The following is a 22,667-nucleotide window of genomic DNA, read 5'->3' on the forward strand; positions in this document are numbered from 1 at the left end:
CGGTATGTCAGGAAAATCGCGTCATCGTTTATCGCCGGCAAGCCGCCTCCCACGGTCCGTTGTTTGCAGCGCGACAGCGTTACGTCGAAGACGTGGTGGCGCCTCCCACAGGGTCTGCAGTCCCTCTCAATCCAGCATGAACAACGCATCGTTGCTGAATTGCGCCTCGAACTGGCTGGCGGGCATCGGGCGGCCGAAGAGGTAGCCTTGTACTTCGTCGCAGCCGTGTTCGCGCAGGAAGTCCAGTTGCTCCTGGGTTTCCACGCCTTCGGCGATGACCGCCAGGTTCAGGCTGTGGGCCATGGCGATGATCGCGCGGGCGATCTGTGCGTCCTGTTCGCCGGAGGGCAGGCCGTCGACGAAGGTGCGGTCGATCTTCAACACATCGATGGGGAACTGCTTGAGGTAGTTCAGCGACGAGTACCCCGTACCGAAGTCATCCACCGCAATGCTCAACCCCAGATTCTTCAGCCCGTCGAGTATCTGCATGGCTTCGTTGACCTCGCGCATCAGAATGCTTTCGGTCAGTTCCAGTTCCAGGCACGCAGGGGGCAGGCCGACGGTGTGCAGAATGCTGGCGATGCGTTTGCCAAGTTGGCCGTCCGAGAACTGCCGGGCCGAGATATTCACGGACACTTTCGGCACGCGAACTTTTGCCTGATGCCATTTCTTCAACTGGGTGCAGGCTTCGGTCAGGACCCAGTCGCCGACTTCGACCACCAGCCCCAGTTCTTCAAGCACCGGAATGAAGTCGTTCGGCGGCACCAGACCACGGCGGGGATGGCGCCAGCGCAGCAAGGCCTCGGTCCCGGTCAGGCGTTTGCCATCGCCGCTGAACTGCGGCTGGTAGTACAGCGTAAATTCCTGTTGTTCCAGCGCATGACGCAGATCGCTTTCCAGCTCCAGACGCTCCAGCGCCGAGGCGTTCATGTCGGCCTGATAGAACTGAAAGTTGTTCTTGCCGCGCTCCTTGGCGTGATACATCGCCGTATCGGCGTTCTTCATCAACTGGCTCAGCTCATCGCCGTCCTGCGGGCTCAGGGCGATGCCGATACTGGCGGTCACAAAAAACTCGCGTCCCTCCAGCACGAACGGGGTCACCAGACTGGTGAGGATTTTCTCGGCGACATGAATGGCGCGGTTCAAGGCGCTTTCCCGGGTCGGACCTGGCTGCAGCAACAGGGTGAACTCATCGCCGCCCATGCGCGCAACCGTATCGTCGTCCGTAACGCAGGCCAGCAGGCGTGTGGCCATCTCCTGGAGCATGCGATCCCCCGCAGCATGGCCCAGGGAGTCGTTGATCGGTTTGAAACGGTCCAGATCGAGGAACATCAGCACGACCCAGGCCTGTTGCCGCTCGGCCTGCTGCAACGCCGAATGCAGGCGGTCCTGGAACAGCGTGCGGTTGGGCAGGTGGGTCAGGGCATCGTAGTAGGCCAGGCGATGGATGCGTTCTTCGCTGGCCTTGCGCTCACTGATATCACTGAAGAAGCACACGTAGCTCGCCAGATCGCCTTCATCGTCCACCACCGCCGTGATGCCGACCCATGCCGGGTAATGCTCGCCGTTGCGCCGCTTCAGCCTGACCTCGCCCTCCCAGGTGCCGCTCTGGTTGAGTTGCCTGATGACGTAGCGCAGGTGTGCTTCCTGTTCCGCTTCCACCGTCAGCATGCCGGGCAACTGATCGAGTACCTGAGCCACTTCGTAGCCGCTGACCCGGGTGAACGCTTCGTTGGCCTGCACGATGTAGCCTGCGGGATCGGTGATCAGAATGGCCGACGTGGAGTGTTCAAATACGGTGGCAGCCATGCGCAGGTCTTTTTCCGCGCGGCGCTGCTGGCTGATGTCGCGGCCAACCCCGAGAAGCCCCTCGAAATTGTCGTGCTCGTCCCAGACCAGCACCATGCGCAGTTCGACCGGTACCTTGCGGCCGTCGGCCCGCAGGCAGTCGAACACGAACAGACGCGGCGTGTTGTCGCTGCGCAACTTCGCCAGTTCTTCCGGCTTGTCGAGAACTTTGCGGATGTTGCGGATCAGCGCATCGAACCCCGTCAACTGTTGCGGGTTGGCAACGGTCACGCCCCAGCCGTGAGCGAGAATCCAGTCGGCGGTGTAGCCCAGCACGCTCTGAACCGAGGGGCTCACGTAATTGGGCTCGAGCTGATTGTCGGTGGAGAAAATCACGTCGCTGATGCTCTCGGCAAGCATCCGATAACGCTGTTCGCTGTCACGCAAGGACTGGCTGGACGTGACCTGATCGGTAATGTCCTTGGCAACGCCGATGATGCGTGTCACCAGGTTCTGGCTATCCCGCGCCAGCGCCTGCTCGCGAATGTCGAAGCAGCGCCACTGGTTATCACAGTCGCGGAAGCGCAGGACACATTGCAGCAGTTCGTTGTGCCCGTGATGACGCTGGCGCAGACGCATGTCCTGATAGGGTTTTGCGTCTTCCGGATGGAGCAGGATTTCCCAGAAGAACTCGCCCATCCCGTGCAGTTCCGACTTGCTGTAACCCAGCGTCTTGCCGAGATGGTGGTTGCTGTAGATCATCCGCTGGCTGAGCACATCCTGCACGTAGAGGTGGTCCGGCACGGTGCGGACCACATCGGACCAGAAGCTTTCACGGTCCAGCAACGACAGTTCGATCTGTTTGCGGCTGGTGATATCGCCAATGCTGAGAATCACGGCATCGAAGTCGGCGGGACTTTCCGGAAGCCTGAGCACCAGCCACAGGTGTTGATCCTGGCCGTCCTCGCGGGTTCGGCGGATTTCCAGTTCCAGTCGTGGCTGTTTGTCGAGCACCGCGCGGATTATTTGAATGCCGATGCCGTGACGAGTGCGCGACTCGCCTTCGATCAGTTGCTGCCAGGCCTGCTCGCCGCATTCGACGTTCAGCAGGCCCAGAGCAACGTCATTCACCTCGTTGATCCGCAGCTGTTGCAGCAGCCGGTCAAGCAGGCCCGGCTGGTTCTTCAGCAGCAGGTCGAGGTCTTCGCAGGTCCGGATCTGCAGGGTTTCCAGGCGGCCCGGCAGGCTGGACATGTCCAGGACACAGATCGCAACGCCAGCACCTTCGAAGATATCCCGGTAGCGGCGGCGGCTTTCCAGCAGTTGACGCTGCCTGCCCCGCAGGCTCAGGAGGGCAATGAGTGGCAGAATCGAAAACAGCAGGCCGATGATGCATTTGCCCACGAGAGGCGCCAGCAGGTCCTGGCGAGCCTTGTGTGCATCGAAAAGTCCACGCAGCTGCCAGTCGCTGTTGCCCAGAGGCTGAAGCAGGACGGTCTCTGCATGGCCGGTGTCCGTGACGTTGTCAGGCAGCGTCTCGCGCAGTATCACCTGCTGAGTGACACGTTTTTCCAGCCGCCACAGATGCTGGAAATCCTGCGTCGGTTGCTGGATGAAACCCTTGAGGGCGTCGGGCAGCATGCGCACGGCCCAATAGTTGCCGGTTGTGCCTGCGCTCTGGCGCAACAGCAGATAGATCTGTGAACCGTCCTCATTGCTGGTGTAGTAGAAAGGACGGCCAGTGGCCTGCTTCAGCGCACTTTTCAACAGCGTGGCATCGCTGCTCATGTCGGCGCTGTCCCTGATGACCTCGCCGTTGGGGGCGAGGCTGACAACGCTGCGCAATGTCGGCAAGGCTGCGCGCAGCGCGCTCATTGGCGTCGCCTGTTCGGGCTTGTCTTCGCCTGACTGGATTTCCTCCAGCAGATTCATCGCAATCTGGGCGTTGAGCGCCATGTTCAGACTGATCCGGTCGCAAAGCTGTGTCGCGTAATCGAGGCTGCGCTGGCGCTGGCGTTCCTGGGTCTGATGGAATTGTTCGATAAGTTCCCAGAGCAGCAGCGCGATCATCAGCAACACCAACGTCGCCAGCACCCCCTTCAGTGAGCCGCGCAGAGGCCTGACGGTACTGCTTTTGGCGATACGCGATGGTGAAGAAGTCGTTGATGTGGGCAAGTCGTTGTTCCTGACTACTGGACTGAAGCAGCGATGCACTATGCAATATAAGCTGGCCACCCAAAAGGGCGGCTAGCATGCCTTGAGTTGTGGCAGAGTGCCAGTCCCGCTGGGCCGGATGGTTTGCCCTGCAGGCCGCATTCGGGTAGCTTTGCGCAACGCGCGATTACAGCCCGACTCCTGCATGAGTGACTCCACTGTGTGCAAACAAGACCCAGCTTCATAGCTGCCCAGGCACACGAGTCTGCTCACTGCCTGTTCTGATTCAAGGCGTGGAACGCTCATGCGGCAAGTCTGAAAGACAAATAAAAGCTTTTTTTCGGTCGGGGCTTTAAGCTCGCGTCCCAGATCGGTCCTTATCACAGACACCAGGTTTTCATTCCATGGCTCAATACGTCTTCACCATGCATCGGCTGAGCAAAGTTGTGCCGCCGAAGCGGGAAATCCTCAAGAACATCTCCCTCTCTTTCTTTCCGGGCGCCAAGATTGGCGTGCTGGGTCTCAACGGTTCGGGCAAGTCGACACTGTTGAAGATCATGGCCGGCGTCGACACCGAGTTCGATGGCGAAGCGCGCCCGATGCCTGATCTGAACGTAGGTTATCTGCCGCAGGAACCGCAACTCGATCCCACCAAGACTGTGCGTGAAGTGGTCGAAGAGGCGGTCAGCGTCATCAAGGACGCCCAGGCGCGTCTGGACCAGGTCTACGCCGAATACGCCGACCCGGATGCCGACTTCGACAAGCTGGCCGCTGAACAGGCCAAGCTCGAAGCCATCCTGCAGGCCAGCGACGGTCATAACCTTGAGCGTCAGCTGGAAGTCGCCGCCGATGCGCTGCGTCTGCCTGCGTGGGACGCAAAGATTTCCGTATTGTCCGGTGGTGAGAAGCGTCGTGTCGCGCTGTGCCGCCTGTTGCTGTCCGCTCCCGACATGCTGCTGCTCGACGAACCGACCAACCACCTGGACGCCGATTCCGTCGCCTGGCTGGAGCACTTCCTGCACGACTTCCCGGGCACCGTGGTTGCGATCACGCACGACCGTTACTTCCTGGACAACGTCGCGGGCTGGATTCTGGAACTCGACCGCGGCGCCGGTATTCCTTACGAAGGCAACTATTCGGGCTGGCTTGAAGCCAAGTCCGATCGTCTGGCCCAGGAATCCAAGCAGCAGTCGGCCCATGAAAAGGCCATGAAAGACGAGTTGGAATGGGTTCGCAAAGGTGCCAAGGCGCGCCAGTCAAAATCCAAGGCTCGTCTGCAACGCTTCGAAGAAATGCAGTCGCAGGAATTCCAGAAGCGCAGCGAAACCAACGAGATCTACATCCCGGCTGGTCCGCGCCTCGGCGACAAGGTCATCGAGTTCAAGAACGTCACCAAAGGCTATGGCGATCGCGTCCTGATCGACAACCTGTCATTCGCCATGCCCAAAGGCGCCATTGTCGGCGTGATCGGCGGTAACGGTGCCGGTAAATCGACCCTGTTCCGCATGCTGATGGGCAAGGAGCAACCGGATTCGGGCAGTATTGAAATCGGTGAAACCGTGCAACTGGCCTGCGTTGACCAGAGCCGTGACGATCTGGACGGCAGCAAGTCGGTGTTCCAGGCGGTTTCCGACGGTTCGGACGTGATCCGTATCGGCAACTATGAAATCCCGTCGCGCACCTATGTCGGCCGTTTCAACTTCAAGGGCGGCGATCAGCAGAAATTCGTCAAGGACCTGTCCGGTGGTGAGCGCGGTCGTCTGCACCTGGCGTTGACCCTGAAAGAGGGCGGCAACGTGCTGCTGCTCGACGAACCGTCCAACGACCTCGACGTTGAAACCCTGCGTTCGCTGGAAGAAGCATTGCTGGACTTCCCGGGCGCGGCCATTGTGATCTCCCACGATCGGTGGTTCCTTGACCGTGTCGCGACCCACATTCTGGCGTACGAAGACGACTCTCAAGCCGTATTCTTCGAAGGCAACTACACCGAATACGAAGCTGACCGTAAAAAGCGTCTTGGCGATGCCGCTGCCCAGCCGCACCGCGTACGTCACAAGAAGCTGGCGTAACTCAGATACAGCGGGAGCGCCTTTTCTGGCGCTCCTGTTGTCTCAGCCTACGTCCGTCTCAATCAGCACCACCTCGATCACCTGATCGCCCGCCGGTCGTTTCCACAACACCTCATCGCCCAACTGCGCACCCAGCAACGCGCGGCCCAGTGGCGAACCCCAGTTGATCAAACCATTGGCCGCATCGGCCTGATCCTCACCAACCAGTTGCACACGCTGCTGGCGGTCGTCTTCATCGGCAAATGTCACCCAACTGCCAATCTGCACCTTCTCGGTCGAAAGGGCGGGCGTGACCACCTGTGCGCTTTGCAGGCGCTGGTTGAAGTAACGCAGGTCTCGCTCCAGGTCTGCCAGACGCTGCTTGTCGGCATTGTCGCCCAGCGCCGTTTGGGCGCTGTGCTGCGCCTGAAGATCGCTCACGTGCTGTTGCAGCAATACCAGACCGTGAGCAGTCACGTAATTGGGCTGTTCGCTGACCGTGCGCTCCACCGGCTGGTTGGCGTCGGCGGCGGCGTTGTCTTCGTTTACAAATGCGCGACTCATGAAGTGTCCTCCCTCAATTGGGTTTGGGCCACGGTGAGGCGTGATTGGTTTCGTTGAAATGCCGGCTGCGACGTGCCAATCAGTTCGGGCGGTAGGCTTTTGCGGCGCTGCGGGTCTTTTCCCGCTCCCAGTCGCGGTCACGATCATTGAAGATCTGCCCCGGATCGAAGCGGCTGCGATTTTCCTGAGAGGCCTGACACTGGCGAAAACCATCGCCCCAGCCTTCTGCGTAGAGCTTGTCCTTGAGGTAGCGCGGTACGTTTTTCTTGAACTCCCCGGTGAACGCACCTGCCGCGGCCTTGCCGCTGCCACATCCGTCCTGGTAGCCGTCGGCGAAGCCGGGCGGATAACCCTCAGCCAGCATTTGATCACGGGCGGACTGACAACCCGCCAGCCCGATGGCCAGCGACAACAACACCCAATGCAGCTTCATGATGGTTTCCTCTACGTATGAGGAGAGTCTAGAAGCGAATGTGTGAGTTATTTGTAAAAACGACGTGGGGAATGTGTAGTGTCGCTTCGCTATCTGCTGAATGACTCAGGCCGGATCGCTGGTCTGACGGTTGCGCTGCAGTTTTTCACGGCTCCCACAGACGCTCATATCGTTTTCGCCAGTGATATCAATAGTGATACCACTTCACCTCAAGCATCACTTCGTTCTGTGGCGAGCTCATCTGGCTGAATTCGCGTTGGGCGCTCAGGCGCAGGCCTACGTTGCGGGAGAGTTCCCACTGCTGGTTGAGGCTGACGCTGCGGCGTACTTCGCCGTTGGTGAAGTAATCGCCCTTGGCTTCCAGGCTCAGGTTGCCCAGCGGGTTGCGCCACAGCAGGCCGGTGTTGAAGCCAGCGGCTGGCGAGATGAATTCCGAAAAGTCATTGTTGTGCTCGACACGCACTGTGCCCAGCGCGAAACCCAATACCTCTTCGCCCAGTTGCCAGGTGCCGCCCGCGCCGCCGTTGACGTGGCTGACCAGATTTTCATCGCCATGCTTGCCCAACACGCGTTCAAGGCCGCCGGTGACTTGCCATGACCATGGCTTGAGCAGTTCGGTACGGGGTGTCAGTGAACGAATCGTGGCCAGATCCAGTTGCTGGACCTGCCAGTCGTTGCCTTCGTACTGACGCACCTTGAGCTGCAGGATCTCAATCTGAGCGCCAAGCGGGAAGCCGTAGGCGTTGTCGTTCAGGTCGTGATACGCCATGCGCAGGCCGTACTCACCGAACGCCCGGTCGCCGCGTGTGCCTACGCCCAGCTGCCAGGTGCGTGACTCATGTCCGTCTTCCGGCAGGCCGGGGCGCTGGATGTCCAGTTGCGGCGGCGGGTTCTGGTTGATGGCCTGCAACAGTTCGAAACTGCGCTGGGAGCGCGCTGCGTCACGCTCCAGGCCATTGGCACGATAGCGTTCGAGGCGATAGGCCGCGTCCTGAATCAACGCGCGACGCTCCTTGGGCTGTGCCAGATACTGCGGGTCCTGCAGTTGTTTCTGGTCAGCGCTGACTTTCAGCACCCATTGCTGTTCGTCAGCGTTCAGCGGTTCGGCACGGCTCAGCAGTTCGCGTTCGCGAGAGGGGCGGTAATCAATGCTTTCAACCAGTCCCGCGGCCTTGATGGCTTTGACCGTGTCGGTCGGAATGGCCGTCAGCCCGAACTGTTCGGTCAGGTGCAGGCCGGGGCGCGCGACCTGCAGCAGTTCCAGGAGGCGATACGAGCAGTTTTCGTCGAAGAAGAAGTAGCTGAAGCGAATCTGTTTCAGTTCCCAGACATGTTCGACCATGCGCCCGGTTTCCTCGGGCGTCAGGTTCAGTCGGTATTCCCACAGATCACGGTTTTCCAGACTGCGGTATTCCGACAGTTTTTCCTGATACGGCACCAGGGCGAACAGGCCGGGGTAGCCGCCCATCAGGCCTTTCCATGCATACAGGATGCTGTTGTCCATGCCTTCGATGTAGGCACCGAAGTTGATTGCGTAGCTCAGCAGTGTGGTGTTGTTTGCCTTGGCGCTGGCCGGATCAATCCTCAGCAGCGTGTGGCCGAACATGGAAGACGGACTGTTGAGGTAGGCCGCCGGGAAGATCAGCACGGTGCTGTCCGGGGCTACGTCTTTGTACCAGGTCTTGAATTCCTTGCAGTCCAGCACCGGCAGGTCGGTCAGTTTCAACTGATCGCGCAGCCAGCGGGTCCTTGCAGGGTAAACGCACTGTGCGTGGGTCTGATCGTTGGTGACAGGCGCATAAATGGCGTCGAGCGTCGCGCTCAGTTCAGCCTTGGGGTCATGCGCGCCATCAGCCGCGAGAAAGAATTTGGGGTCGTCAACGTAACTGCGCCAGCCGCCGAGCTTGCCAGCCTCGTAATGGCCCAGTGAAATCCAGAATGGCTCGTTGGCCAGTTGCTGCAAACGGTCGGCAGCCACACGCGGGGCGGCAGACAAGGGGGCACAGACAAACAGCGCCAGCAAGGCAAGACGTTTGAGCATAGAGGGCAACTAGTCAGGGAGAAGAGTCCCGCCCCTCATGAAGAGGGGCGGGCGAACGACTTTAAGCCTGGGTAGCGTACTTGGCCAGGGTTGGATCGTTTTTCAGAACGTTGACGGTGTTGGCGTGAACGTCTTCGGCAGTGGCGTCAGCCTTGCTGAAGATTTGCGAAAAGTGCTCGTGAGTGACAGAAGCGAAACGCGCACGATCTTCCGGTGCGACGCCCAGCACGACCGCGTAAGTGGTCAGTGCTTCGCCTTGGCCCATGGCCATGTCTTTGGAAAGCTCATCCATCATGCCGTTCATGGCCAGCCAGGATTTGCCGCCATAAGTCAGAGCACTGTTGGTAGAGCAGCCGTTGGTGCCGGACGTCATGCCGAAGGTGGCGTTGCCCGAAGTGCCGTTGGTAGTGGAAGCCAGGAAGTGAGCGGGAGTGCCGCGTTGACCTTCAAACAGCATGTTGCCCCAACCGCAGTCCGGACCGCCTGGCGCTTGGGCCATGGCGTTGATGGATACAGCGGCGAAGAGCGTTCCTAGAAGAATCCGTTTCATAGCTTTTTTCTCTTTATGGTCAGCCAAGGGTCGAGTTTCTTTCGTGTCACACCAAACCGGAGGGTTGTTTTGAACCTTCCGCGCAGTTTTGAGTTTAGGCAGGTTCCAAGGGTTCCGTGAGCTATTGCAGAATATTGCGTAAAACCGCTTTTTTTATTGCACATGAAGCGTCTTTCATGGAAGTGAAAATCTTCAAGACGTCTTCTGCCATGAAAGCCTGTCTTGCAAGTCGTGTGCAGCGAGCGCCAGAATGCCTGCATCTGCCCCGCCTGATGTAAGGAACACTGATGCCCGATTCTGTCGCAGCCAACCTACGCCTGGCGCCCCACGCGCTGACCCGTCCGTTTTCCGCTGAGCAGTTCAGCTTTTCGACCACCAACGATCTGGAACCCTTTCGCGGTGTGCTCGGCCAGGAGCGAGCGGTAGAAGCCTTGCAGTTCGGGGTCGCGATGCCGCGTCCCGGTTACAACGTATTTGTCATGGGCGAACCCGGCACCGGCCGGTTCTCGTTCGTGAAGCGCTACCTCAAGGCCGAAGGCAAGCGTATGCAGACGCCGTCGGACTGGGTTTACGTCAACAATTTTGACGAGCCTCGCGAGCCGCGTGCGCTGGAGCTGCCGCCGGGCAGCGCGCAATCCTTCATTGCCGACATCGGCGGCCTGATCGATAACCTGCTGGTCACCTTCCCGGCGGTGTTCGAGCACCCCTCGTATCAGCAGAAGAAGAGTTCGATCGATCGTGCCTTCAATCAGCGCTACGACCGTGCACTGGACGTGATCGAGCGCCTGTCGCTGGAAAAGGACATCGCGCTGTACCGCGACAGCAGCAACATCGCCTTCACGCCAATGGCTGATGGCAAGGCGCTGGACGAAGCCGAGTTCTCGCAACTGCCGGAAGCGGATCGCGAGCGTTTTCATGAAGACATTTCCGCGCTTGAAGAGCGTCTGAACGAAGAACTTGCAAGCCTGCCGCAGTGGAAGCGCGAGTCGAACAACCAACTGCGTCAGCTCAACGAAGAAACCATCACCCTGACCCTGCAGCCTTTGCTGGCACCGTTGTCGGAAAAGTACGCCGAGAACGCCGCCGTCTGCGCTTATCTGCAGGCGATGCAGGTTTACCTGCTCAAGACGCTGGTCGAGCAACTGGTCGACGACAGCAAGACCGACGCTCAGGCCCGCAAGCTGCTTGAAGAGCAATACAGTCCGAGCCTGGTGGTCGGCCACACTCACGATGGCGGCGCACCGGTGGTGTTCGAGCCGCATCCGACCTACGACAACCTGTTTGGTCGTATCGAATACAGCACCGATCAGGGCGCGCTCTACACGACCTATCGGCAGTTGCGTCCGGGCGCACTGCACCGTGCCAATGGCGGCTTCCTGATTCTGGAAGCCGAGAAGATGCTCAGCGAGCCGTTCGTGTGGGATGCGCTCAAGCGTACCCTGCAGTCGCGCAAGCTGAAAATGGAATCGCCGCTGGGCGAGCTGGGCCGTGTCGCAACCGTGACCCTGACGCCGCAGGTCATTCCGTGGAACGTCAAGATCGTCATCATCGGCTCGCGTTCGCTGTACTACACGCTGCAGGACCTGGATCCGGACTTCCAAGAGATGTTCCGCGTGCTGGTCGACTTCGACGAAGAAATTCCGATGGTCGACGAAACCCTCGAGCAGTTCGCCCAATTGCTGAAAACCCGTACTTCGGAAGAAGGCATGGCGCCCTTGACCGCTGACGCCGTTGCGCGGCTGGCGACCTACAGTGCGCGGCTCGCCGAGCACCAGGGGCGTTTGTCGGCGCGCATTGGCGATCTGTTTCAGCTGGTCAGCGAGGCGGACTTCATTCGTCAATTGGCGAGCGACGACAAGACCGACGCAGGTCACATCGAACGTGCGCTGAAGGCCAAGGCCACGCGCACCGGACGCGTTTCGGCACGGATTCTCGACGACATGATGGCCGGTGTCATTCTGATCGACACCGACGGTGCGGCCGTCGGCAAGTGCAACGGCCTGACTGTGCTGGAAGTCGGTGATTCGGCGTTCGGCGTGCCGGCCCGTATCTCTGCGACGGTGTATCCGGGTGGCAGCGGCATCGTCGATATCGAGCGTGAGGTCAACCTCGGTCAGCCGATTCACTCCAAGGGCGTGATGATTCTGACCGGTTATCTGGGCAGCCGTTATGCGCAGGAATTCCCGCTGGCGATCTCGGCCAGCATCGCGCTTGAGCAATCCTACGGCTATGTCGATGGCGACAGTGCTTCGTTGGGCGAGGTCTGTACGCTGATTTCGGCGCTGTCACGCACGCCGCTCAAGCAGTGTTTCGCGATCACCGGCTCCATCAACCAGTTTGGTGAGGTGCAGGCGGTCGGCGGGGTCAACGAGAAGATCGAAGGCTTCTTCCGGCTGTGCGAGGCGCGCGGTCTGACGGGCGAGCAGGGCGCAATCATCCCGCACGCCAACGTGACCACGCTCATGCTCGATGAACGTGTGGTGCAGGCCGTACGTGACGGTCAGTTCCATATCTATGCGGTGCGTCAGGCCGATGAAGCTTTGAGCCTGCTGGTCGGCGAGCCGGCCGGTGCGCCGGACGAGCAGGGCGAATTCCCCGAAGGCAGCGTCAATGCCCGCGTGGTCGAGCGGCTACGCGACATCGCCGAAATGCTCAGCGATGAAGACCTGAATGAAGAGCTGGAAAAGGAGCCTGCCCAGTTGCAACCTGAACTCAAGGTCTGATGTCATCTTGAGCGGCGCCGGGTGCTCTTGCGAGCATCCGGTGGCCGTTCATCAGGCCCGGTTTCGCAACGTCACTTTTCTTCTATCCTGTCAGGTGATCGTGGTGGCCAAATGGACTGGCACATTTTCCTGCTGTGGAGGAGGGTGATACCGCTGCTGACAAGGAGCTCGCCATGCCGCGCAGCCTCTGCCTCAACCGTGAATGCCTCGGGCTCATCACCCGAATCGAATGCGTCATCAGGCCGATGTCCGGTGAGGATGGCCTTTGGATGGTGCTGTTTGCCGCCGGAATGTCCGGCGAACAACCTTCTGCACTTCGCTCTCAGGGACCGTTCACCAGTCTGGCTGCTGCCCAGTCCATTCTCGACAGTATTGCCGAAAATCTGCTGCTGGGCGGTTATCGCCCGGCTGACGATGTGCCTATCTGGACGTTGCACATGCAGGCTGAATTGCGCCGGCTCAACGGCGACCTGTCCCGCCATCAGCGTTCTTCCCCGTTCAAGTTCTAGCCCATGTTTTCTGCGTTATTTTGTCGCACATCTAGAGCCGTCCGTTCCCGCTGATATACTCGCGCGTCTTTTTCCACAACACTTGCGAGTCTCAATGGAACGTTTCTTCGAAAATGCCATGTATGCATCGCGCTGGTTGCTGGCGCCGATCTATTTCGGTTTGTCCCTTGGGTTGCTGGCGCTGTGCCTGAAGTTCTTTCAGGAAATCTTTCACGTCCTTCCCAATATCTTCAGCCTGGCCGAAGCCGATCTGATCCTGGTGCTGCTGTCGCTGATCGATATGGCGCTGGTGGGTGGTCTGCTGGTCATGGTGATGATTTCCGGCTACGAGAACTTCGTTTCGCAGCTGGACATCGATGAGGACAAGGAAAAGCTCAACTGGCTGGGCACCATGGATTCCTCGTCGCTGAAGATGAAAGTCGCAGCGTCCATCGTGGCGATTTCGTCCATCCACCTGCTGCGCGTATTCATGGACGCCACCAACATCAAGACCGAATACCTGATGTGGTACGTGATCATCCACATGACCTTCGTGATCTCGGCGTTCGCGATGGGTTATCTGGACAAGCTGACCAAACTGGACAAGATGACCAAGCAGTAACCCCACGACTGCTTCAGGCTCACATCCGCCTGCCCCGCGCTTGAATCCGAGCGAGGGGCGGGCGGTTTCGTTTCTGGATTGTTGTTTCGACGTGCTGTAAAAAGTCCGTTGCGATGCTTTCAGCAAACGACGAAAGAGGTTCGATCATGAATTATCAGGAATTTACCGACCATGCCCAGGCTGGCCGGGTCAATGAGCTGAATCTGATCTCGATCGAGGGCGGCATTTACCTGCTGGAGGTGCTGATGAACGGCAGCTCCGGGATGCTCAAGGATCAGGCGGGCAAGACCCTGCACCTGCGCTCGGTCGAACACGCACGCGACCTGCTCAAGAACCTGCCAGTGGTGCCTTTCTATCTGGTCCACTGTGTGGTGCATGACGAGCTGTGCGGCATGCCGGTCAATGACCGTTCCGAGATGCGCATGCCGATCTCCTTTCACTCATCCTGGTCCTGACGCAACGTAGCGCTTCGCCGCGGCGGTAGGGCCTGTCAGGTCAATTGTGCTAGGCTGGCTGCCCTTTTGGTTCGGGGTGCCACCGAGCGGGTCATGATTGCCAAGCTGGTTTTCATGTCCGTCGACAGCGCGCCCCTCTGCGGAGCAGTGTCATGTCCGAAGTCAATCTGTCCACCGACGAAACACGCGTCAGCTACGGCATTGGCCGTCAGTTGGGCGACCAACTGCGCGACAACCCGCCACCGGGCGTCAACCTGGACGCCATCCTGGCGGGTCTGACCGATGCGTTCAACGGTCTGCCGAGCCGCGTTGGTCAGGAAGAAATGTCCGCCAGCTTCAAGGTCATCCGCGAAATCATGCAGGCTGAGGCAGCTGCAAAGGCCGAGAAAGCCGCAGGTGCCGGTCTGGCTTACCTGGCTGAAAACGCCAAGCGTGAAGGCGTGACCACATTGGCCTCGGGTCTGCAGTTTGAAGTTCTCACCGCTGGCACAGGTCCAAAGCCGACGCGTGAAGATCAGGTTCGTACTCACTACCACGGCACGCTGATCGATGGCACCGTGTTCGACAGCTCGTACGATCGTGGCGAGCCTGCCGAATTCCCGGTTGGCGGCGTGATCGCTGGCTGGACCGAGGCGTTGCAACTGATGAACACCGGCAGCAAATGGCGTCTGTACGTGCCGAGCGAGCTGGCTTACGGCGCTCAGGGCGTTGGCAGCATCGCACCGCACAGCGTGCTGGTGTTCGACGTGGAACTGCTGGCCGTTCTGTAACGGCTTCAGGCGGTACGCAAGGTTGCTGAACGAGTCGTCTTGATCCGTTCAGCAACGGGGTTGTGCTGATGCTTCATGCTCAGTGCAACTCGCCTATCGGGCGCAATGCCCGCGCATAACAGAACAGAAACAGATTGCGCACCAGCTCCTTGAGCACCACCGGCTCGCTGGAACTGAGGCTGTAGACATCCAGATCACCCTGATCACGCAACTCCTCCAGCGCTTCCTCTTCCAGTACGGCACACACCTCCCCGGTTTCGCGGTGAAGAATTCGCAGGTACGGGTGTGGGCGGTCCAGCCATGCATCGATCAAATAAGTCATGTTCCATCTCCTGTATCGGTTTGATGAGAATAATTCTTATTGGGATAATAGCAAGGCTCTATTGAGATTAATTCTCATTTTGTGCCGGACGGTTGATGTGGGTCAGTGAGCGATGGCGATCGTGTTTATGCTCTGCGCTCATCGTTATACACAAGTCTGTTAGACGCAAAACGGGGCCAAAGCGAAAGTGACCGACTGAATGCATACCCCGTGGGCGACGGCTTGTCGGCGATGGCGTCCGTTCAGTCACTGATAGGTCGCTTCAGAAAAAGCATCGCCGGCAAGTCGCCTCCCACAGTAGTCCGTGGCTGCAGCAAGACTTGGCTGAATGGGCATCAATCAGTGCAACAAAAAAGCCCGTCACGAGGACGGGCTTTTTCGTGCTGCCGATGCAATCAATGCGTACGTGCGACGGCAAACTCGCTCAGTTCGACCAGCGCATCGCGGTACTCGCTGGGCGGCAGGGCGTCCAGGCAGGCGATGGCCTTGGCGGCGTAGTCACGGGCCAGTTGTGCGGTGTAATCCAGGGCTCCGGCGCTTTCGACGGCGTTGCGGATGCTTTCCAGATCTTCCAGGCCGCCTTTCTGAATGGCCTGACGAACCAGGGCAGCCTGCTCGGGCGTGCCTTCGCGCATGGTGTAGATCAGCGGCAGGGTAGGTTTGCCTTCGGCCAGATCATCGCCGACGTTCTTGCCCAGTGTCTCGGCGTCGCCACGGTAGTCCAGCAGGTCGTCCACCAGTTGGAACGCAACACCCAAGTGATCGCCAAAGGTACGCAATGCTTCGGTCTGTTCGGCAGAGGCGCTGCACAGTGCTGCGGCGCTGTGGGTCGAGGCTTCGAACAGCATGGCTGTCTTGCCGCGAATCACTTCCATGTAAATTTCTTCAGTGGTGCTGGCGTCGCGAACCTTGGACAATTGCAGCACTTCGCCTTCAGCGATGACGCGCGTGGCCTTGGACAGGATTCTCATCACGTCCATCGAGCCAAGTTCGACCATCATTTCGAAGGAGCGCGAATAAAGGAAGTCGCCGACCAGCACGCTCGGCGCATTGCCCCACAGGGCGTTGGCCGTCGAGCGCCCGCGACGCATGCCGGACATGTCGACGACGTCGTCATGCAGCAGGGTGGCGGTGTGCAGGAATTCGATGGTGGCGGCCAGTAGGCGCACATCGTCGCCTTCGCGGCCCAGCGCCTTGCCGCACAGCAGTACCAGCAGGGGACGCAGGCGTTTGCCGCCAGCGGACGTAATGTAGTCGCCGATTTTCGAGACCAGCGGTACGCGTGACGTCAGTTGCTTTTTGATGATAACGTCAACGGCACTAAAGTCGTCCGCCACCGCGCGGTAGAAGGCTTGGGGTTGCATCAGCGACACGTGCTCCGGAAAGGTTGCGCCGCATGCTAGGTCGCGGGGTAGAGCGTGTCAAGGTATGACGAGCGGCCCCTTGCAACCCATCATAGGCTTGCGTACAATCGCGCACCCTAACTTTCCTGGGCAGCACCTGCCTTACGCAATTGCAAACGGGCCGTTCCAGCCCCATGCAGCCATGCCAGCCGATACTCTTCTTATAAAGAGCTGGGTGAGCAGGATTTTCGGAGAAATACCATGTACGCAGTAATTGTTACCGGTGGCAAGCAGTACAAAGTCGCCCCAGGTGAATACCTGAAAATTGAAAAACTGGAAATCGCTACTGGCGAATCCGTCACTTTCGACCGCGTTCTGCTGGTTGGCAATGGCGACGACGTCAATATCGGTGCTCCAGTTGTTGCTGGCGCTACTGTCGTGGCAGAAGTGGTTTCGCAAGGTCGTCACGATAAGGTTCGTATCATCAAGTTCCGTCGTCGTAAGCACCACATGAAGCGCATGGGCCACCGCCAGTGGTACACCGAGATCAAAATCACAGGTATTCAGGCTTAATTTCAGCCTAATCCTCATTTGGAGAATTGACTCATGGCACACAAAAAAGCTGGTGGTAGTACCCGTAACGGGCGCGACTCAGAAGCCAAACGCCTTGGCGTGAAGATGTATGGCGGCCAGGCTATCATTCCGGGCAACATCATCGTGCGTCAGCGCGGCACCCAATTCCACGCTGGCTACGGCGTTGGCATGGGTAAAGATCACACCCTGTTCGCGAAAGTGGAAGGCGTGATCAAGTTTCAAGTCAAGGGCGCCTTCGGTCGCCGCTACGTGAGCATCGTTCCGAAGACTGAAGTCTCCGCAGCGTAATCACGCAGTAGCTTAAAAGCCCTGTCTTGCGACGGGGCTTTTTCGTTTGTAGAGGTAGAGAGTCAGGTGAGTCTCTTGCAAAACTGTTTGTGCGGGCTGTTGTGATGTTGACCCCTGGGGTCGCTGGTTTCTGATCGGTATCGCAACGCTCATTTTTGCAAGAGTCTTATGTAATTTATGTGGTTCTGCTCGTCCCTGTGGCGGGAGGCGTGCGTTATGAAATTTGTAGATGAAGTATCCATTCGAGTAAAGGCCGGTGACGGCGGCAACGGTTGCATGAGCTTCCGTCGTGAAAAATTCATCGAAAACGGTGGCCCCAACGGCGGCGACGGCGGTGATGGCGGTTCGGTCTACATGATGGCCGACGTTAACCTGAACACCCTGGTCGACTACCGTTACACGCGTCACTTCGATGCCGAGCGCGGCTCCAACGGCGGCAGCACCGACTGCACCGGTCGTAAAGGTGAAGAGCTGGTGCTGCGCGTACCGGTCGGCACCACGATCATCGATGCCACCACTCAGGAAATCATCGGCGACCTGACCAAAGACGGTCAGCGCATCATGGTTGCCCAGGGCGGCTGGCACGGTCTGGGCAACACGCGTTTCAAATCCAGTACCAACCGTGCTCCACGCCAGACCACGCCGGGCAAGCCTGGCGATCAGCGTGATCTCAAGCTGGAATTGAAAGTGCTGGCGGACGTTGGCCTGCTGGGTTTGCCGAACGCAGGCAAAAGTACCTTCATTCGCTCGGTGTCTGCCGCCAAGCCGAAAGTGGCCGACTATCCGTTCACGACCCTGGTGCCGAACCTGGGCGTGGTCAGTGTCGATCGCTGGAAAAGCTTCGTGGTTGCCGACATTCCGGGTCTGATCGAAGGCGCATCCGATGGCGCGGGCCTGGGGATTCGCTTCCTCAAGCATTTGGCGCGTACTCGTCTGTTGCTGCACCTCGTCGACATGGCGCCGCTGGATGAAACCAGTGCTGCGGATTCGGCTGAAATCATCGTCAACGAGCTGGTCAAGTTCAGCCCGTCTTTGGCCGATCGTGATCGCTGGCTGGTGCTGAACAAGTGCGACCAGTTGCTTGAAGAAGAGCATGAGGCCCGCAAGCAGGAGATCGTTGATCGCCTGGAGTGGACCGGTCCGGTCTATGTGATCTCTGCCATCGCCAAAGAAGGTACCGAGCAGCTGACGCGCGACATCATGCGTTATCTCGAAGAGCGCAGCCTGCGCATCGCCGAAGAGCCTGGTTATGCCGAAGAGCTGGCCGAGCTGGATCAGCGCATCGAAGACGAGGCGCGTGCGCAGTTGCAGGCGCTGGATGATCAGCGTGCGCTGCGTCGCAGTGGCGTGAAGAGCGTGCATGACATCGGCGACGATGACTGGGATGAAGAAGATGTGGACGATGAAGATGGTCCGGAAATCATTTACGTCCGTGACTGATCGCTTGAAGTAAACTTGAACGCCGCTACTTTTGTTAGCGGCGTTTTTGTATCCCGAATTTGAAAACTCTCTGGCTAAGGTTGGAAGATGATGCGCAGCAAAGTGACGGGTGCCCAGCGCTGGGTCGTGAAGATCGGCAGTGCCCTGCTGACAGCGGATGGCAAGGGTCTGGATCGCACGGCCATGAGTGTGTGGGTCGAGCAGATGGTGGCGCTGCATGAAGCAGGTGTCGAGCTGGTGCTGGTTTCCTCCGGGGCGGTAGCTGCCGGGATGAGTCGCCTGGGCTGGACTGTTCGACCCAGTGCGATGCATGAGCTGCAGGCGGCTGCCGCCATCGGTCAGATGGGCTTGGTGCAGGCATGGGAATCCAGCTTTGCCGAGCATGATCGGCACACCGCGCAGATCCTGCTGACTCACGACGACCTGTCCGATCGCAAGCGCTACCTGAACGCTCGCAGCACGCTGCGTACTCTGGTTGAGCTGGGTGTAGTGCCGGTCATCAACGAAAACGACACCGTGGTCACCGACGAGATTCGTTTTGGCGACAATGACACGCTCGCTGCGCTGGTGGCCAATCTGGTCGAGGCTGACCTGCTGGTCATTCTTACGGATCGCGACGGCATGTTCGATGCCGATCCGCGCAACAATCCCGATGCCCAACTGATTTTCGAAGCTCGCGCTGATGATCCTGCTCTGGATGCGGTGGCGGGCGGTACAGGTGGAGCGTTGGGTCGTGGCGGCATGCAGACCAAATTGCGGGCTGCGCGTCTGGCGGCCCGCTCGGGCGCGCACACCGTGATTGTCGGCGGTCGCATCGAGCGCGTTCTGGCGCGGCTCAAGGGTGGTGAGCGGCTGGGTACGCTGCTGTCGCCGGAGCGCGGCATGCTGGCGGCGCGCAAGCAGTGGCTGGCTGGGCATTTGCAGACGCGCGGTACGCTGGTGCTGGATGACGGTGCGGTGTCTGCCCTGGCTCGGGACCACAAAAGTCTGCTGTCGGTCGGCGTCAAGCTGGTGCAAGGCAGTTTTCGGCGCGGCGAGATGGTGGTTTGCGTGGCGCCGGATGGGCGTGAGGTTGCTCGGGGTCTGAGCAACTACAGTGCTGTTGAGGCGCAGAAGATCATTGGGCAGTCGTCCGAGGCCATCGTGCGCGAGTTGGGCTACATGGCTGAGCCTGAACTGATTCACCGCGACAACCTGATTCTCGTCTGAGTCGGGTCATTAACTGGAAGGAAGGCTCGATGCGCGTCATGAAGGGTTTTTTGACTGCTTTGCTGTTCGTGCCTGTGCTGGTCTCGGCAGAAGAGATCGGCCAGGTGTCAACGGTGTTCAAGATGGTCGGGCCAAACGACCGGATCGTGGTGGAAGCCTTCGATGATCCTAAGGTGGATGGCGTGACCTGCTACCTGTCGCGTGCCAAGACGGGCGGCATCAAGGGTGGTCTAGGGTTGGCTGAGGATCGGGCGGAAGCGTCGATTGCCTGTCGTCAGGTCGGCCCGATCCACTTCAAGGAAGACCTCAAGGATGGTGATGAGGTCTTCAAGGAGCGCACGTCACTGGTGTTCAAGACCATGCAGGTGGTGCGTTTCTTCGACAAGAAGCGTAATTCGCTGGTGTATCTGGTCTACAGCGACCGGATCATCGAAGGTAGCCCGCAGAATGCGGTGACGGCTATTCCGATCCTGCCATGGTCGCCCGCGCCAGCGCCATGATTTGAGGTCTATGTCTTTGGCATGGTGGCGGGTGCGGACTTGTGGGAGGCGGCTTGCCGGCGATGCGGTTTCTGTAGCGCCATATTAGTGATTGAGCTGGCGCGATCGTCGGCAAGCCGCCTCCCACAAAAGGGCGTACTTTCAGTAATCTGGTCCCGCTTTCCCGCAGGCAATAAAAAACCGACCCTGAGGTCGGTTTTTCAACAAGCGGATCGCTTAGGCTGCAGCAGCAAGGCTCAGAGCCTTGATGTGACCGTTCAGGCGACCTTTATGGCGAGCAGCTTTGTTCTTGTGGATGATGCCTTTATCGGCCATACGGTCGATAACAGGTACAGCCAGAACATAAGCAGCTTGCGCTTTTTCAGCGTCTTTTGCGTCGATGGCTTTAACTACATTCTTGATGTAGGTACGAACCATGGAACGCAGGCTGGCGTTGTGGCTGCGACGCTTCTCAGCCTGTTTTGCACGTTTTTTGGCGGAAGGTGTGTTGGCCACCGTCGAGCTCCTCGAAAGACTTTGTGAAATAGCAAACAAAATAGGCCGCGAATCATGCCGATGAGTTGAAGTCTTGTCAAGGGCAGTTAAGGTGTTCCGCTGAGTGGTCGCTGCTTTTATCCGGATGATTTATTTCCGGCGTGCGACCTGTAAACTCGCGGCCTTTGGCTTCGGGCTATTTAGCGGCGCGAAGTATCGCATAAATGGACGGCTTAATCGCCCATCCTTTGCCAAGGCATACAAGTCTTTCAATGAATCTACTCAAGTCACTCGCCGCCGTCAGCTCTATCACAATGGTTTCCCGGGTTCTGGGCTTCATCCGGGACACCATCATTGCGCGCACTTTCGGGGCCGGAATGGCGACCGACGCCTTCTTCATCGCCTTCAAACTGCCCAATCTGCTGCGGCGGATTTTCGCCGAGGGGGCGTTTTCCCAGGCATTCGTGCCGATTCTTGCCGAATACAAGAGCCAGCAGGGCGAAGAGGCGACCCGCACGTTCGTGGCTTACGTCACAGGGCTGCTGACGCTCGCTCTGGCACTGGTGACTCTTCTGGGCGTGATCTTCGCGCCCTGGGTGATCTGGGCCACGGCGCCGGGTTTTGTCGACACGCCTGAAAAGTTTGCGCTGACCTCGGATCTGCTGCGGGTGACATTTCCTTATATATTGCTGATCTCGCTGTCTTCGCTGGCGGGCGCGATCCTCAATACCTGGAACCGCTTTTCCGTACCTGCCTTCGTGCCGACCCTGCTCAATGTCAGCATGATCTTTTTTGCGCTGTTCCTGACCCCGTATTTCGATCCGCCGGTCATGGCGCTGGGATGGGCGGTGCTGGCGGGCGGTCTTCTGCAGCTGCTTTATCAACTGCCGCACCTGAAAAAAATCGGCATGCTGGTGCTGCCGCGCCTGAATCTGCGTGACTCAGGCGTCTGGCGTGTGATGAAGCAGATGCTTCCTGCCATCCTTGGCGTCTCGGTCAGTCAGATTTCTCTGATCATCAACACGATATTTGCCTCGTTCCTCGTCGCAGGGTCGGTGTCGTGGATGTACTATGCCGACCGCCTCATGGAACTGCCGTCCGGAGTGCTGGGTGTTGCGCTGGGTACAATTCTGCTGCCGATCCTGTCCAAAACCTACGCCCAGCGGGATCGTCAGGAGTATTCGCGCATTCTCGACTGGGGCTTGCGTCTGTGCTTCGTACTGGTGTTGCCGTGCACCCTGGCTCTGGGGCTGCTGGCTGAACCGCTGACCGTTTCTCTGTTTCAATACGGCAAGTTCGATGCGCTGGACGCCGCGATGACCCAGCGGGCGCTGGTCGCTTATTCGGTCGGCCTGCTGGGGATTATCCTGATCAAGGTGCTGGCTCCCGGCTTTTACGCGCAACAGAATATTCGCACCCCGGTGAAAATCGCGATCTTCACCCTCATAGTGACTCAGTTGCTCAACCTGGCCTTCATTGTGCCGTTGCAGCATGCGGGGCTGGCGCTGGCGATCAGTGTCGGGGCGTGTATCAATGCCGGCCTGTTGTTCTGGCAACTGCGCAAACAGGCGCTGTTTCAGCCGCAGCCGGGCTGGACGAAGTTTCTGTTCAAGCTGGTGATTGCGGTGGCGGCCATGTCGGGTGTTCTTCTGGGGATGATGCATTTCATGCCCGCGTGGGATGAAGGACACATGCTGGAGCGTTTCCTGCGCCTGGGCGCGCTGGTGGCAGCCGGTGTGGTGACGTACTTTGCAATGCTTCTGTTGCTGGGTTTCCGGCTTCGGGATTTCGCCCGCAAAGCCATCATGTAAGCAATATTTCAAAGGTGAGCGGTCGTGTTTGCGTGTCATGCGCCGACCGC

20 protein-coding genes are annotated in these 22,667 nt (G+C 59.0%); 12 read left to right on the plus strand and 8 right to left on the minus strand.

Going from position 1 to position 22,667, the window contains the following annotated elements; genetic code table 11:
* Positions 1-126: 126 nt before the first annotated feature.
* On the minus strand, positions 127-3,963 hold the full coding sequence (locus AO065_RS11005; protein WP_004884040.1) for a sensor domain-containing protein: 3,837 nt from the start codon (positions 3,961-3,963) through the stop codon (positions 127-129).
* A gap of 383 nt (positions 3,964-4,346) precedes the next feature.
* Between AO065_RS11005 and ettA the strand changes: the two genes are divergently transcribed.
* On the plus strand, positions 4,347-6,011 hold the full coding sequence (gene ettA, locus AO065_RS11010; RefSeq protein WP_004884041.1) for an energy-dependent translational throttle protein EttA: 1,665 nt from the start codon (positions 4,347-4,349) through the stop codon (positions 6,009-6,011).
* Positions 6,012-6,053: 42 nt separating this feature from the next.
* On the opposite strand, the gene AO065_RS11015 is transcribed toward ettA, so the two are convergent.
* From AO065_RS11015 to AO065_RS11030, 4 genes are all read right to left on the minus strand, one after another.
* Positions 6,054-6,554, minus strand: coding sequence for a GreA/GreB family elongation factor (locus tag AO065_RS11015; RefSeq protein ID WP_004884042.1), 501 nt, complete (start codon positions 6,552-6,554; stop codon positions 6,054-6,056).
* 79 nt (positions 6,555-6,633) lie between these two features.
* Positions 6,634-6,987: a hypothetical protein gene (locus AO065_RS11020; protein ID WP_004884043.1), complete on the minus strand. Its 354-nt coding sequence runs from the start codon at positions 6,985-6,987 to the stop codon at positions 6,634-6,636.
* A gap of 187 nt (positions 6,988-7,174) precedes the next feature.
* Positions 7,175-9,028 (minus strand): Lnb N-terminal periplasmic domain-containing protein, encoded by a 1,854-nt coding sequence (locus AO065_RS11025; protein WP_004884044.1) that lies wholly within the window; start codon positions 9,026-9,028, stop codon positions 7,175-7,177.
* Positions 9,029-9,089: 61 nt separating this feature from the next.
* Entirely contained in the window at positions 9,090-9,578 is a 489-nt protein-coding gene (locus AO065_RS11030) for a DUF3015 domain-containing protein (RefSeq protein ID WP_004884045.1), read from the minus strand.
* Between the two features lie 287 nt (positions 9,579-9,865).
* Here AO065_RS11030 and AO065_RS11035 point away from each other — a divergent pair, with 287 nt between their 5' ends.
* The 5 genes from AO065_RS11035 to AO065_RS11055 all read left to right on the plus strand — a co-directional run bounded on the left by AO065_RS11035 (position 9,866) and on the right by AO065_RS11055 (position 14,636).
* Entirely contained in the window at positions 9,866-12,301 is a 2,436-nt protein-coding gene (locus AO065_RS11035; RefSeq protein WP_004884046.1) for a Lon protease family protein, read from the plus strand.
* Between the two features lie 173 nt (positions 12,302-12,474).
* On the plus strand, positions 12,475-12,810 hold the full coding sequence (locus AO065_RS11040) for a PA4575 family protein (RefSeq protein ID WP_004884047.1): 336 nt from the start codon (positions 12,475-12,477) through the stop codon (positions 12,808-12,810).
* Positions 12,811-12,904: 94 nt separating this feature from the next.
* Complete coding sequence (locus AO065_RS11045) at positions 12,905-13,411, plus strand: TIGR00645 family protein (protein ID WP_004884048.1); 507 nt, start codon at positions 12,905-12,907, stop codon at positions 13,409-13,411.
* Positions 13,412-13,557: 146 nt separating this feature from the next.
* The gene (locus AO065_RS11050; protein WP_004884049.1) at positions 13,558-13,866 is read left to right on the plus strand and encodes a DUF6482 family protein; all 309 of its coding nucleotides are present in this window, start codon (positions 13,558-13,560) and stop codon (positions 13,864-13,866) included.
* A 152-nt stretch (positions 13,867-14,018) separates the two neighbouring features.
* Complete coding sequence (locus AO065_RS11055) at positions 14,019-14,636, plus strand: BamJ family beta-barrel-assembly machinery protein (RefSeq protein ID WP_004884050.1); 618 nt, start codon at positions 14,019-14,021, stop codon at positions 14,634-14,636.
* A 79-nt stretch (positions 14,637-14,715) separates the two neighbouring features.
* Here AO065_RS11055 and AO065_RS11060 read toward each other — a convergent pair whose 3' ends face one another.
* Both AO065_RS11060 and AO065_RS11065 read right to left on the minus strand, forming a co-directional pair.
* Positions 14,716-14,958: a PA4570 family protein gene (locus AO065_RS11060; RefSeq protein WP_004884051.1), complete on the minus strand. Its 243-nt coding sequence runs from the start codon at positions 14,956-14,958 to the stop codon at positions 14,716-14,718.
* 395 nt (positions 14,959-15,353) lie between these two features.
* A complete protein-coding gene (locus AO065_RS11065) occupies positions 15,354-16,322 on the minus strand; it encodes a polyprenyl synthetase family protein (RefSeq protein ID WP_004884052.1) in 969 nt (322 codons plus the stop codon).
* Positions 16,323-16,562: 240 nt separating this feature from the next.
* Here AO065_RS11065 and rplU point away from each other — a divergent pair, with 240 nt between their 5' ends.
* The 5 genes from rplU to AO065_RS11090 all read left to right on the plus strand — a co-directional run bounded on the left by rplU (position 16,563) and on the right by AO065_RS11090 (position 20,332).
* Positions 16,563-16,874, plus strand: coding sequence for a 50S ribosomal protein L21 (rplU, locus tag AO065_RS11070; protein WP_002551971.1), 312 nt, complete (start codon positions 16,563-16,565; stop codon positions 16,872-16,874).
* A 33-nt stretch (positions 16,875-16,907) separates the two neighbouring features.
* The gene (rpmA, locus tag AO065_RS11075) at positions 16,908-17,183 is read left to right on the plus strand and encodes a 50S ribosomal protein L27 (RefSeq protein ID WP_002551972.1); all 276 of its coding nucleotides are present in this window, start codon (positions 16,908-16,910) and stop codon (positions 17,181-17,183) included.
* Between the two features lie 216 nt (positions 17,184-17,399).
* Positions 17,400-18,623, plus strand: a complete 1,224-nt coding sequence (cgtA, locus tag AO065_RS11080) for an Obg family GTPase CgtA (RefSeq protein WP_004884053.1) — start codon at positions 17,400-17,402, stop codon at positions 18,621-18,623.
* A gap of 90 nt (positions 18,624-18,713) precedes the next feature.
* Positions 18,714-19,832: a glutamate 5-kinase gene (gene proB, locus AO065_RS11085; RefSeq protein ID WP_004884054.1), complete on the plus strand. Its 1,119-nt coding sequence runs from the start codon at positions 18,714-18,716 to the stop codon at positions 19,830-19,832.
* A gap of 29 nt (positions 19,833-19,861) precedes the next feature.
* Complete coding sequence (locus AO065_RS11090) at positions 19,862-20,332, plus strand: CreA family protein (RefSeq protein ID WP_004884055.1); 471 nt, start codon at positions 19,862-19,864, stop codon at positions 20,330-20,332.
* 216 nt (positions 20,333-20,548) lie between these two features.
* On the opposite strand, the gene rpsT is transcribed toward AO065_RS11090, so the two are convergent.
* The gene (gene rpsT / locus AO065_RS11095; protein WP_003344603.1) at positions 20,549-20,827 is read right to left on the minus strand and encodes a 30S ribosomal protein S20; all 279 of its coding nucleotides are present in this window, start codon (positions 20,825-20,827) and stop codon (positions 20,549-20,551) included.
* 251 nt (positions 20,828-21,078) lie between these two features.
* Here rpsT and murJ point away from each other — a divergent pair, with 251 nt between their 5' ends.
* Positions 21,079-22,617: a murein biosynthesis integral membrane protein MurJ gene (gene murJ / locus AO065_RS11100; RefSeq protein WP_004884056.1), complete on the plus strand. Its 1,539-nt coding sequence runs from the start codon at positions 21,079-21,081 to the stop codon at positions 22,615-22,617.
* The last annotated feature ends 50 nt before the right edge of the window (positions 22,618-22,667 follow it).

Source organism: Pseudomonas viridiflava, from assembly GCF_001642795.1.
Classification (GTDB): Bacteria; Pseudomonadota; Gammaproteobacteria; order Pseudomonadales; family Pseudomonadaceae; genus Aquipseudomonas; species Aquipseudomonas viridiflava.